Annotated in this window: 11 protein-coding genes; 10 read left to right on the plus strand and 1 reads right to left on the minus strand. The window is 64.5% G+C overall.

The features are described from left to right. Window positions 1-85: 85 nt before the first annotated feature. The 8 genes from RX331_RS35250 to RX331_RS35285 all read left to right on the plus strand — a co-directional run bounded on the left by RX331_RS35250 (window position 86) and on the right by RX331_RS35285 (window position 8506). Window positions 86-607, plus strand: coding sequence for a prepilin peptidase (locus RX331_RS35250; RefSeq protein ID WP_317254167.1), 522 nt, complete (start codon window positions 86-88; stop codon window positions 605-607). A gap of 127 nt (window positions 608-734) precedes the next feature. Beyond that, window positions 735-1526, plus strand: coding sequence for a Flp pilus assembly protein CpaB (cpaB, locus tag RX331_RS35255; RefSeq protein WP_317254168.1), 792 nt, complete (start codon window positions 735-737; stop codon window positions 1524-1526). A 17-nt stretch (window positions 1527-1543) separates the two neighbouring features. Then, window positions 1544-3016: a type II and III secretion system protein family protein gene (locus RX331_RS35260; RefSeq protein WP_317254169.1), complete on the plus strand. Its 1473-nt coding sequence runs from the start codon at window positions 1544-1546 to the stop codon at window positions 3014-3016. An 8-nt stretch (window positions 3017-3024) separates the two neighbouring features. Beyond that, window positions 3025-3777 carry a CpaD family pilus assembly protein gene (locus tag RX331_RS35265; RefSeq protein WP_317254170.1) on the plus strand — a complete coding sequence of 251 codons (753 nt, stop codon included), beginning with the start codon at window positions 3025-3027 and terminating at the stop codon, window positions 3775-3777. Next, window positions 3774-5051: a CpaE family protein gene (locus RX331_RS35270; RefSeq protein WP_317254171.1), complete on the plus strand. Its 1278-nt coding sequence runs from the start codon at window positions 3774-3776 to the stop codon at window positions 5049-5051. The genes RX331_RS35265 and RX331_RS35270 overlap by 4 nt, the downstream gene beginning before the upstream one ends. A 20-nt stretch (window positions 5052-5071) precedes the next feature. Further along, window positions 5072-6532 carry a CpaF family protein gene (locus RX331_RS35275; protein ID WP_317254172.1) on the plus strand — a complete coding sequence of 487 codons (1461 nt, stop codon included), beginning with the start codon at window positions 5072-5074 and terminating at the stop codon, window positions 6530-6532. Between the two features lie 16 nt (window positions 6533-6548). After that, window positions 6549-7520, plus strand: coding sequence for a type II secretion system F family protein (locus RX331_RS35280; RefSeq protein ID WP_317254173.1), 972 nt, complete (start codon window positions 6549-6551; stop codon window positions 7518-7520). 11 nt (window positions 7521-7531) lie between these two features. Then, on the plus strand, window positions 7532-8506 hold the full coding sequence (locus RX331_RS35285; protein ID WP_317254174.1) for a type II secretion system F family protein: 975 nt from the start codon (window positions 7532-7534) through the stop codon (window positions 8504-8506). Between the two features lie 287 nt (window positions 8507-8793). Here RX331_RS35285 and RX331_RS35290 read toward each other — a convergent pair whose 3' ends face one another. Then, entirely contained in the window at window positions 8794-9636 is an 843-nt protein-coding gene (locus tag RX331_RS35290; protein ID WP_317254175.1) for a tetratricopeptide repeat protein, read from the minus strand. A 130-nt stretch (window positions 9637-9766) separates the two neighbouring features. On the opposite strand from RX331_RS35290, the gene RX331_RS35295 reads away from it, so the two are divergent. Both RX331_RS35295 and RX331_RS35300 read left to right on the plus strand, forming a co-directional pair. Beyond that, window positions 9767-11149, plus strand: a complete 1383-nt coding sequence (locus tag RX331_RS35295) for a leucyl aminopeptidase family protein (RefSeq protein WP_317254176.1) — start codon at window positions 9767-9769, stop codon at window positions 11147-11149. Continuing rightward, window positions 11142-11984: an NlpC/P60 family protein gene (locus RX331_RS35300; protein ID WP_317254177.1), complete on the plus strand. Its 843-nt coding sequence runs from the start codon at window positions 11142-11144 to the stop codon at window positions 11982-11984. The genes RX331_RS35295 and RX331_RS35300 overlap by 8 nt, the downstream gene beginning before the upstream one ends. Window positions 11985-12070: the final 86 nt, after the last annotated feature.

The raw sequence follows: 12070 nt of genomic DNA on the forward strand, positions 1-12070 counted from the left end.
AGGGCCATTTTCCGATCGTTTACCTGTCGTCAATAGGCTGCGCCGACGCGCAAGAACACATTCCAATCCAATGGGCCGTTACGCCATGATCCTCGATACCGCCCGCCTCCTGTTGTTTCCCGCCCTGGTAGCCTTCGCGGCCGCGAGCGATCTGCTCACCATGAAGATTTCGAACTGGGTGTCGCTGACGCTGCTGGCCGGCTTCCTGATCCTTGCGCTATTGAGCGGCATGGGCCTGCATGACATCCTCATGCACATCGCAGCCGGCGCAGCCGTGCTGGTGGTGGCTTTTGCCTGCTTCGCGATTGGCCAGGTTGGCGGCGGCGACGCCAAGGTCGCGGCCTGCGCGGCGCTTTGGCTCGGCTTCGACCATCTGCTGAATTATCTGATCTATGTCTCGCTGCTCGGCGGAGCCCTGACGATCCTGTTGGTGCTGTTCAGGCAATGGCCGCTGCCGGCCGTGCTCTTGAGACAGACCTGGCTGAACCGGCTGCACGAGAAGAGCGGAATCCCCTACGGCATCGCGCTCGCCTTCGGCGCGCTGATCGTCTATCCGGAAACCCAGTGGATCAAGGCGGTCGACCTCGCGCACATTGCCATGCGCTGATCTTTGCGCCGCTAACTTTCCGTTAAGGCAATTTACACACGCCTCATTAACCATGCTTTGACGAATAGCTGGTCAACTCCCATCACGGCGACGGAAGCGTCGCGGCGTAATGTGGAAAGTGAAGCGTATGAATAAGCCACGCATCGTGGTCCTGGCCATCGCCGTCGGCGCCGGAGGCATTGCCGCCTATCTCGCCAGCGGGTCAGACGACAAGCCTGCACCGGCCCAACAGGTCGTGCAGATGCAGACCGTCGATATTCTCATCGCAAAGGCGGATATCGGCCTCGGCCAATCGGTCAAGCCGAGCGATATCGACTGGCAGGCCTGGCCGGCCTCGAGCGCCGGCGGCAACCTGATCAGCCGCGCCAGCAGGGCCGAGGCGATCAAGGAAATCACCGGCTCGATCGCCCGCTCGCCGTTCATCGCGGGCGAGCCGATCCGCGACCAGAAGCTGGTGAAGGCCGACGGCTCCGGCTTCATGGCCGCGATCCTGCCCGCGGGCTACCGGGCCATTTCCACCGAAATTTCCCCGGAAACCGGCGCCGGCGGCTTCATCCTGCCGAACGACCGCGTCGACGTCATTCTCACCAAGCGCGACAAAAATCCGGACGGCAAGGGCCCGGACAGCCCCAACTCCGAAATCATTCTCAGCAACGTCCGCGTTCTCGCGATCGACCAGGCGCCGAAGGAGAAGGAAGGCTCCAGCTCGCTGGTCGGCAAGACCGTGACCCTCGAACTGAAGCCTGAGCAGGCCGAAACGCTGGCGCGCTCGCGCCAGAGCGGCACGCTGACGCTGGCGCTGCGCAGCATCGCCGACGTCAACGCGACCGAGAAGCCGGACGATACCCAGATCAAGCGCGGCGAAAACCTCAACGTCATCCGTTACGGCGTTGCCAGCCAGCAGATGATGCAGAAGTGACCGAAAGGACGCGCGATATGAAGTGCAGGGAAATTCAGCCGATGATGCGAACGTTCATCGTCCGCGCCCTGTCGTTTTCGGCCGTGGCTGCTCTCACGCTCAATCCGGCGCTGACGCCGGTGGTGGCGAGCGACTATCGCATGGCGCCGGTCGCCGCCGATGGCCAGATGAGCGCGCGATTCGTTTCGCTCGGGATCGGCAAATCGATGGTGATCGACCTGCCGCGCGAGATCAAGGACGTCCTGGTCGCCGATCCGAAGATCGCCAACGCGGTGATCCGTTCGAGCCAGCGCGCCTATATCATCGGCGCGGCGGTCGGCCAGACCAACATCGTGTTCTTCGATTCCACGGGCGCGCAGATCGCAGCCTATGACATCGCGGTGAAGCGCGACCTCAACGGCGTGCGCGCGGCGTTGAAACAGTCGCTGCCGAATTCGGACATCCAGATCGAGGGCGTCGGCGATGGCGTGGTCCTGACCGGCACCGCGGCGACCCCGATCGAGGCGCAGCAGGCCGCCGATATCGCCGCCCGCCTGGTGAACGGCAGCGACAAGGTGGTCAATTCGATCGCCGTCCGCGGCCGCGACCAGGTGATGCTGAAGGTGACGGTCGCCGAAGTCTCGCGCAACATCATCAAGCAGCTCGGCATCGATCTCACCGCGAACCTGAACTACGGCACGGCCGTCGTGAACTTCACCAATGCCAATCCGTTCACCGCGCTCGGCCGTCCGCTGGTCGCGGGCAACCAGTTCCAGACGTCGTTCGGCAGCACGCCGTCGGTGGCGGCCACCCTCCGCGCCATGGAGGGCTCCGGTGTCATCCGCACGCTGGCTGAGCCGAACCTGACGGCGATCTCGGGCGAATCCGCGACCTTCATCGCAGGCGGCGAATTTCCTGTTCCCGCAGGCTATTCCTGCGACCCGATCACGCGTGTCTGTACGACCCAGATCTCGTTCAAGAAGTTCGGCATCTCGCTCAACTTCACGCCGGTCGTGATGACCGAAGGCCGGATCAGCCTTCGCGTCATGACGGAAGTGTCGGAGCTGTCGAACGAAAACTCGATCACGCTAACGCAGGCGCTGAGCAACAATTCGAGCAACTCGCTGACCATTCCCTCGGTCAAGACCCGCCGCGCGGAAACCACGCTGGAGATCCCGTCGGGCGGCGCCATGGCGATGGCGGGCTTGATTGCGGACCAGACCAAGCAGGCCATCAACGGCCTGCCGGGACTGGCGCAACTGCCGATTCTCGGCACGCTGTTCCGCAGCCGCGACTACGTCAACAACCAAACCGAACTGATGGTTCTGGTCACGCCGTATGTGGTGCGAGCGGTGGCGCAGAAAGACTTGTCGCGCCCCGATGACGGCTTTGCCGCCGCCTCGGACCCGCAGGCCGACCTGCTTGGCAATATCAATCGCATCTACGGCGTTCCGGGCCGGGTCGAGAAGGCACGGAATTATCGCGGCACCTACGGCTTTATTACGGACTGAGGCGGGACATGACACCCAAGACAACCCCAACCAAGCCCGCCGATGTCAGGCGCGCCCTCCGCCTGGCAGGAACGCTGCTCGGCCTTTCGATGGCGCTCGGCGCCTGCAAGCACGTCACCGAGGTCGTGACGACGGCGAGCGTGCCCGATGACTATAAACAGCGTCATCCGATCGCGGTGACGGAGACCGACCGCTCGATCGTGGTTTTCGTCGGCCGGGGACGCGGCGGCCTTTCCGCCACACAGCGCGCCGACGTGATGTCGCTGGCCCAGAGCTGGCTTCGCGAAGGCACCGGTGCCATCAGCGTCGACGTCCCCGTCAAGACGCCGAACGCGCGGGCGGCCGAGGATTCGTTGCGCGAGATCCGGTCAACCTTCGCCGCCGCCGGCGTGCCGCCGCGCGCGGTCAATATCCGCGAATATCGCCCGGAAGACCCCCGGCACATGGCCGCTATCCGCCTCAGCTATCCGAAGATTTCGGCGGTCGCCGGCCCGTGCGGGCTGTGGCCGGAGGACATCGGACTCTCGATCCACAACAAGAGCTACTTCGAAAACAAGCAGTACTACAATTTCGGCTGCTCCAACCAACGCAACCTGGCGGCAATGGTCGACAACCCGTCGGACTTGGTGCAGCCGCGTTCCGAAACCGCGGCCTACGCGCCGCGCCGTGCCATCGCCTTCGAGAAATATCGCAAGGGTACGACAACCGCGACGACGTATTCAGAGAGCGACAAGGCCAAACTTAGCGACATCGGCAAATGATCACTTACTCCCGCCAGAACACAGATCCGCAGCAGCCGCCGGAAATCGGAGCTCCGTCCACCGAGGACCATATTGCACCGGCGCCCCGGGTGTCGGTGCAGGCATTCTGCGAGACGGTGGAGACCGCCGCCGCCGTGCAGTCGGCGGGCGAAGACCGCCGCCTGGGCAAGGCTCATCTCAAGATCCAGATGGGCGGCATGGCCGCGGCCATCGAGGCCTACCGCTCAGCGCCGACCCCGAACGTCATCATCCTGGAGACCGAAGGCCGTAATGACATCCTCGCCGGCCTCGACCAGCTTGCAACCGTCTGCGACGCCGGCACCCGTGTCATCGTGATCGGGCGCATCAACGACGTCATGCTCTATCGCGAGCTGGTCCGGCGCGGCGTCAGCGACTACGTCATCGCCCCGGTTGGCGCCATCGACGTGGTGCGCTCGGTCTGCAACCTGTTCTCGTCGCCGGAAGCCAAGGCGGTCGGCCGCATCATCGCCGTCGTCGGCGCCAAGGGCGGCGTCGGTGCGTCTACCGTCGCCCATAACGTCGCCTGGGCGATTGCCCGCGACCTGTCGCTGGACTCCGTGGTCGCCGATCTCGACCTTGCGTTCGGCACCGCCGGCCTCGACTACAACCAGGACCCGCCGCAAGGCATCGCGGACGCGGTGTTCTCGCCCGACCGGATCGATACCGCCTTCCTCGACCGCTTGCTGTCGAAGTGCACCGACCATCTCAGCCTGCTGGCGGCGCCGGCGACGCTCGACCGCGTCTACGATTTCGGCGTCGAAGCGTTCGATTCGATCTTCGATACGCTTCGCACCACGATGCCCTGCATCGTGCTCGACGTTCCCCATCAATGGTCGGGATGGACCAAGCGCGCCTTGATCGCGGCCGACGACATCCTGATCGTCGCCGCGCCCGATCTTGCCAACCTGCGCAACACCAAGAACATCTTCGATCTTCTGAAGTCGTCGCGGCCGAACGATCGCGCCCCGCTCTATTGCCTCAATCAGGTCGGCATCCCCAAGCGTCCGGAGATTCCGGCCGCCGAGTTCGCCAAGGCGATCGAAAATCACCCGATCGCCACCATCCCGTTCGAGCCGCAGATCTTCGGTTCGGCCGCCAACAATGGCCAGATGATCGCGGAAATCTCCGCGACCCATAAGACCACCGAGATCTTCCTGCAGATCGCGCAGCGGCTCACCGGCCGCGGCGAGACCAAGAAGCCGAAGGGTTCGTTGCTGTCGCCTTTGATCGAGAAGTTGCGGGCCAAGAAGTAGCTCGCGCGTGGAGTGCCATCGTGTTCGGTAAGCGTAGCGGAAATGATGATGTTCGGGCTCTGAAGCCCACCTTCCAGGCGCCGGAGCCGGCTCCCGCCGCAGCGCCGGCGCGCGAGATCGCCGCGCCGACGGTCGCCGCGCCGCCGATCGCCCCCGCCAAGCCGCCGCCGGCCCCTGCGGCCGCCGCCGGGCGGTCCGATAATTACTATCAGGTCAAGGCCACCATCTTCGGCGCGCTGATCGAGGCGATCGACCTCGCCCAGCTCGCCAAGCTCGACGGCGAGTCGGCGCGCGAGGAAATCCGCGACATCGTCAACGAGATCATCGCGATCAAGAACATCGTGATGTCGATCGCCGAGCAGGAAGAGCTGCTCGATGACATCTGCAACGACGTGCTCGGCTACGGCCCGCTGGAGCCGCTGTTGTCGCGCGACGACATCGCCGACATCATGGTCAATGGCGCCGGCACGGTGTTCATCGAAGTCGGCGGCAAGATCCAGAAAACCGGCATCCGCTTTCGCGACAACCAGCAGCTGCTCAACATCTGTCAACGCATCGTCAGCCAGGTCGGCCGGCGCGTCGACGAATCCTCGCCGATCTGCGACGCCCGCCTCGCCGACGGCAGCCGCGTCAACGCCATCGTGCCGCCGCTGGCGATCGACGGGCCCGCGCTCACGATTCGTAAGTTCAAGAAGGACAAGCTCACCCTCGACCAGCTGGTCAAGTTCGGTGCGATCTCGCCGGAGGGCGCGACAATCCTGCAGATTATCGGTCGCGTTCGCTGCAACGTTCTGATCTCGGGCGGTACCGGCTCCGGCAAGACCACGCTGCTGAACTGCCTGACCAACTACATCGAGCATGACGAGCGCGTCATCACCTGCGAAGACGCCGCCGAACTTCAGTTGCAGCAACCCCACGTGGTGCGGCTGGAAACCCGTCCGCCCAACATCGAAGGCGAAGGCCAGGTCACGATGCGCGAACTGGTCCGCAACTGCCTGCGTATGCGGCCTGAGCGCATCATCGTCGGCGAAGTCCGCGGACCCGAGGCGTTCGACCTCTTGCAGGCCATGAACACCGGCCACGACGGCTCGATGGGAACGTTGCACGCCAACAATCCCCGCGAAGCGCTGTCACGCTGCGAATCCATGATCACCATGGGCGGCTTCTCGCTGCCCTCGCGCACCATTCGCGAGATGATTTGCGCCTCGATCGACGTCATCGTGCAGGCGGCGCGCCTGCGCGACGGCTCGCGCCGCATCACCCACATCACCGAGGTGATGGGCATGGAAGGCGACACCATCATCACCCAGGACGTGTTCCTGTACGACATGATCGGCGAGGACGCGAACGGCAAGATCATCGGACGGCACCGCTCGACCGGCATCGGACGCCCGCGGTTCTGGGAGCGGGCGCGGTATTACAACGAAGAGAAGCGGCTTGCGGCTGCGCTCGACGCCGCCGAAGTCACCGATAAGGTCTAAAAGGGGGCGACAGAGCATGCAGACACTCGCACTGGCCTTTCTTGCCGCCACCGCCATCGGCGGCATGGCCTGGGTATTCATCTATCCGATGCTGTCGGGCGAGCGGAAAGCCGAATCCCGCCGCGCCTCGATCGCCCGTAACGACGCGCCGGCGCGGCAGGCCGAGAAGACGCAGCGTTCCCGCCGCGAGCAGGTCGAGGGATCGCTGAAGGAGCTTGACGCCCGCCGCAAGAAGGACAACGCCGTTCCGCTCTCAACCCGTCTTGCGCAGGCCGGCCTGGGATCGTGGACCACCCAGAAGTTCTGGATCATGTCAGGCATTTTCGCCGCCGTCGGATTCGTGCTCGCCTACTTCGCGGGCGGTTCGCTGCTCGGCGCCGTCGTCATGGGCTTCGGCACCGGCCTCGGCCTGCCGCGCTGGATGCTGAGCTATCTCAAGAAGCGCCGCGAGGCGGCATTCCTGAAAGCGCTGCCCGACGCCGTCGACGTCATCGTGCGCGGCATCAAGGCCGGCCTGCCGCTGTTCGAATCGATCAAGGTGGTGGCCACCGACTCTCCAGAACCGCTCAGGAGCGAGTTCAGTGCCATCATCGAAACCCAGACCATCGGCATGCCGCTCGGCGAAGCGTGCGCCCGGCTGTACGAGCGGATGCCGCTGCCGGAGGCAAATTTCTTCGGCATTGTGGTCGCGATTCAGCAGAAATCCGGTGGCAACCTGTCGGAAGCCCTCGGCAACCTTTCCAAGGTGCTGCGCGACCGCAAGAAGATGAAGGATAAGATTCAGGCGATGTCAATGGAGGCCAAGGCGTCCGCGGGCATCATCGGCTCGCTGCCGCCAGCGGTGATGTTCCTGGTCTGGCTTTCGACGCCCGACTACATCTCGCTGCTCTGGAGCACGCACCTCGGCCAGTTCATGCTGCTGTGCTGCGTCGGTTGGATGACGATCGGCGTGCTGGTGATGAGAAAAATGATCAACTTCGATTTCTGACGGGTGCGGCCATGATTGATTTTCTAATCGCCAAGATGCACGACGCGCGGTTCATGACCATGCTGCTTGCCGCCGTTGCTGCGAGCGCGACCGCCTATACCCTGATCATGCCGCTGTTCGCCGGCGAAGGCCTTGCCAAGCGCATGAAGGCGGTGGCCAGTGAACGCGAGCGGCTGCGGCAGCGCGAACGCGAACGCCTCAACAAATCGGAGAAGGTGTCGCTGCGGCAGACCCCGAAGCAGCTCGTCTCTAAGGTGGTGGAAGATTTCAACCTGACCAAATGGCTGGCGCAGGAAGCCGCGCGCGACAAGCTCATCATGGCCGGCTATCGCGGCCACGCGCCCTATGTGACGTTCCTGTTCGCCCGCGCAGTGACGCCGATCGCACTGTTTCTCGGCAGCGTCCTCTACGTGTTCGTGATCACGCAGATGGACAAGCCGTTGACGGTCAAGCTCGGCATCTGCATCGGCGCCGCCTATCTCGGCCTGCAGGCGCCGATGCTGTTCCTCAAGAACGCCATCAGCAAGCGCCAGCTCTCGATCAAGCGTGCCTTCCCCGACGCGCTCGATTTGCTGCTGATCTGCATCGAATCAGGCATGTCGGTCGAAGTCGCGTTCCGCAAGGTCTCTACCGAAATCGCCTCGCAGTCGGTCGCGCTGTCGGAGGAGTTCGCGCTGACCACCGCGGAGCTTTCCTACCTGCAAGACCGCAAGGTCGCCTATGAGAACCTCTCCAAGCGCACCGGCCTCGAAGGCGTTAAATCGGTCTGTCTTGCGCTGATGCAGTCGGAACGTTATGGCACCCCGCTCGGCCAGAGCTTGCGCGTGATGGCCCAGGAAAACCGTGACATGCGAATGACCGAGGCCGAGAAAAAGGCGGCCGCATTGCCGCCGAAGCTGACCGTGCCGATGATCCTGTTCTTCCTGCCATGCCTGTTCATCGTCATTCTCGGGCCGACCTACATCAAGCTCCAAGCAATCAACTAAGGGCGAAACGGCGCGGCGAAGGCCGCGTCACTCGACCTTCCGCGTCGCGCCTGCCGGCGCAATGCCGGCGACGGCTAAAGCGCGATGCGATTGGGACGAAGGATCATCGTGCGCTTCGTTTCTTGGCTTGAGCATGATCTTCTCGGAACATCGCTTCCGACTTTTCAGGATCAGGCTTTGGATGAATCCCGGACAGCACTGCCCGATCCGCCGTCAGCCATTGCGCTGCGGCGGACCGCTGATCTGTGAAAGCTGATGGCTGCAGCCGAAGACGGCGGCTGGCGATCTCAGTCGCGGTTGAGGGCTGCGACCGGGACGGTGGCCCGGCTGCCCGGCGGACGCGAATTGTCCTTGTCCTTGCGGTTGAGCATCTCCCGCAGATAGGCCACGTTGGCGGCCGCCTCATCGGCGGGCAGGTCGCCCTTGGCGATGGTCTCGGCTTCCGCGAACCGGCCCTCGAGGCCGACCACGAGCGCCAAGTTCTGCCGCACCCTGGCATCGGCCCGCGGATTGGAATACGCCCGCCGCAGCGTCTCCTCGGCTTGCGGCAGTTCCCGCGTCAGCATGTAGGACAAACCGAGATTGGACAGCACCGAGGGCTCTTCCGGCGCGATCTTCAGCGCGCTCGCATAATAGCGGCGGGCCTCCTCGTGCTTGCCCATCTTGTCGAGCGTGGTGCCCTGCGCCGACAGGATCCGCCAGTCGGGATTGGCCGGCGAATGGGCGCGGCTCAGCACATCGAAGGCGGCCTGCGAATTGCCGTTGTCGGCGAGCGCACGGCCGTAAGCCGCGAGCAATGTCTTGTTGCCGGGATGGGCGATGGTGGCCTGCTCGAGCACGGCGACGGCCTGCGCGCGCTGCCCGTTGGCACGGAGCGCCTGGCCATAGCCCAGCGCTGCTTCGGCATCCTTGGGATTGGCCCGATACCGCTCGCCATAGACCTCGGCCGCGCGGTGCGGATCCTCGGGGGTGGCGGCCTGTGCCTTTGACGACGATGAGGTCAGCGACCCCGTGATATCAGACATGGTTTGGCAGCCGCCAAGGCCAGCGGCCAAAATCGCCGTTACGGCCGCGGAAGCGAGGAACCGGGCAAGGGAAATAGACCCGACATGGCTGGACGGTCGACGCATGGCAACTTCAACTCGCGAAAAAGGGCTGACGGATGCAGCCGAACAAGCCAGCAATAGACTGTTAACCCTAACGGCCGGTTAATCGGCCGTGCTATGCCAAGCCTCAACCTGCGTCCTTCGCGAGACAAGCATGCTCTTCCCGTTCGAAACCGCGCCCGCCACATCAGCCATCCCCATCACCTTCGCCACCAAGACGACCTGGGACGCGATCGCCAAGGAGCTCCCCGAGCACGCCCGGCAATTTGCCTCGGCCAATGATTTTACCGCCAAGCCCGGCAAATGCCTGACGCTGCCCGCGCCCGACGGGCAGATCGCGCAGGTCGTGTTCGGCCTTGAGGACGAGAGCAGCAAGTCGCGCGACCTGTTCCGGCCCGGCGTGCTGCCTGGGTTGCTGCCGGCCGGCGTCTACCGCTTCGCCAATGCGCCGCATGATGCGCGCCTCGCGACGCTCGCCTTTGCGCTCGGCAGCTATCGGTTTGGCCGTTACCGCAAGGCGGACAAGCCCGACGTCCGCCTGGTGCCGCCTGACGACATCGACGTCGCCGACATTGCGCGGATGGCGGAAGCGGCCGCGCTGGCGCGGGACCTGATCAACACGCCATCCAACGACATGGGGCCGGAGCAACTCGCAGATGCCGCCAAAACCCTCGCGGAGCGCTTCGGCGCCGACTTCGGCTGCATCAGCGGCGACGAACTCGTGCAACGGAACTTTCCGCTGATCCACGCCGTCGGCATGGCCTCGACCCGTGCCCCGCGCCTGATCGACATGAGCTGGGGCGATGCTTCCCACCCCAAGGTGACGCTGGTCGGCAAGGGCGTCTGCTTCGATACCGGCGGCCTCGACCTGAAACCATCCAGCGGCATGCTGATCATGAAGAAGGACATGGGCGGCGCCGCCAACGTGCTGGCGCTGGCACAGATGGTGATGGATGCGAAATTGAAGGTGCGGCTGCGCGTTCTGATCCCGGCCGTGGAGAACGCGGTGGCCGGCAACGCCTTCCGCCCGCTCGACATCTTCAAGTCGCGCAAGGGACTTAACGTCGAGATCGGCAACACCGATGCCGAGGGACGGCTGGTGCTGGCAGATGCGCTGGCACTGGCGGATGAGGAGAAGCCGGACCTTCTGATCGACCTCGGCACCTTGACCGGCGCGGCGCGGGTAGCGCTGGGGCCGGATTTACCACCCTTTTATACCCAGGATGAGACGCTGGCCGAAAGCGTCGCCCTCCATGCGAAGCGGGAGAACGATCCGTTATGGCGAATGCCGCTGTGGCCGCCTTATGATTCCTGGCTGGACTCGAAAGTGGCTGACATCAACAACGCGCCAAGCGGCGGCTTTGCCGGCTCGATCACCTGCGCGCTATTCCTGCAGCGCTTCGTCACCGACGCCAGGAGCTGGCTGCATGTCGATATCTACGGCTGGACGCCGTCGGCAAAGCCTGCGCGTCCCGAAGGCGGCGAATGCCAGGCCGCGCGCGCGATCTACAAATTGTTGAGCCAACGCTATGGATGATCCGCGCCTGACGCCGGCCCGGCCGGAAGTTGCCGCGAAATACCTCGAAGGCAAGGTCAAGGCCACGCGCTTCGTCGAGGGCGAGGTGTTCGAGGTGACGGGGGCGATCGCGCCGCTGCGCCAGCAGCCCGCGCCCGATGCCGAACTGATGACGCAGGCGCTGAAAGGCGATCGCGTCACGATCTATGATCGTAATGGGGAAGGCTGGGCCTGGGGCCAGCTCGGCAGCGACGGCTATGTCGGCTGGCTGCCCGAGTGCACGCTGGTGCGGCCCGCGGCGCCGGCGACGCACAAGGTCACAGCGCTCTCGACCTTTGCGTTTCCCGGACCGTCGATCAAGCTGCCGCCGGCCGCCACGCTGCCGATGGGTGCCGTCGTCGCGATCGTCCGCGACGAAGGCCCATTCGCGGTCACTGCCGATGGCTATTTCCTGCCGCGGCAGCACCTTGGGCCGCGCGACGCCAAGATGCCCGACTTCGTTGCGGTCGCCGAGCGCTTCGTCGGCACGCCCTATCTGTGGGGCGGCAAGAGCTCGCTTGGCATCGATTGCTCCGGCCTGGTCCAGGTTTCGCTCACCGCCGCCGGCACCGGCTGCCCGCGCGACAGCGACATGCAGCAGACGGGCCTCGGCCGGGCGTTGAGCGCCGACGAGATGACGAAGCTGCAGCGCGGCGACCTGATTTTCTGGAAAGGCCATGTCGCGATCGTTCGCGCCGCCGACACCATCGTGCACGCCAACGCGTATCATATGGCGACGGTGGTGGAGAACACGCGGGACGCGATCGCGCGGATCAAGGCCGCGGGAAGCGACGTGACGGCGATCAAGCGGTTGTAGCGCCGCAAGCTCCGCCGTCATCCTCCGCACAGGCGGAGGATCCAATACTCCGAAACATCTGTTATTGAGTCGAGAAGCCGCGGCGT

It is taken from the genome of Bradyrhizobium sp. BWA-3-5 (assembly GCF_032917985.1).
Classification (GTDB): Bacteria; Pseudomonadota; Alphaproteobacteria; order Rhizobiales; family Xanthobacteraceae; genus Bradyrhizobium.

Bases quoted from the DNA above. Each gene is read 5' to 3' on its own strand.
- RX331_RS35270 (WP_317254171.1), top strand. From the start codon at position 3,774: ATGATCACTTACTCCCGCCAGAACACAGATCCGCAGCAGCCGCCGGAA.
- RX331_RS35250 (WP_317254167.1), top strand. From the start codon at position 86: ATGATCCTCGATACCGCCCGCCTCCTGTTGTTTCCCGCCCTGGTAGCC.
- RX331_RS35260 (WP_317254169.1), top strand. From the start codon at position 1,544: ATGAAGTGCAGGGAAATTCAGCCGATGATGCGAACGTTCATCGTCCGC.
- RX331_RS35295 (WP_317254176.1), top strand. From the start codon at position 9,767: ATGCTCTTCCCGTTCGAAACCGCGCCCGCCACATCAGCCATCCCCATC.
- cpaB (WP_317254168.1), top strand. From the start codon at position 735: ATGAATAAGCCACGCATCGTGGTCCTGGCCATCGCCGTCGGCGCCGGA.
- RX331_RS35285 (WP_317254174.1), top strand. From the start codon at position 7,532: ATGATTGATTTTCTAATCGCCAAGATGCACGACGCGCGGTTCATGACC.
- RX331_RS35300 (WP_317254177.1), top strand. From the start codon at position 11,142: ATGGATGATCCGCGCCTGACGCCGGCCCGGCCGGAAGTTGCCGCGAAA.
- RX331_RS35280 (WP_317254173.1), top strand. From the start codon at position 6,549: ATGCAGACACTCGCACTGGCCTTTCTTGCCGCCACCGCCATCGGCGGC.
- RX331_RS35265 (WP_317254170.1), top strand. From the start codon at position 3,025: ATGACACCCAAGACAACCCCAACCAAGCCCGCCGATGTCAGGCGCGCC.
- RX331_RS35290 (WP_317254175.1), bottom strand. From the start codon at position 9,636: ATGCGTCGACCGTCCAGCCATGTCGGGTCTATTTCCCTTGCCCGGTTC.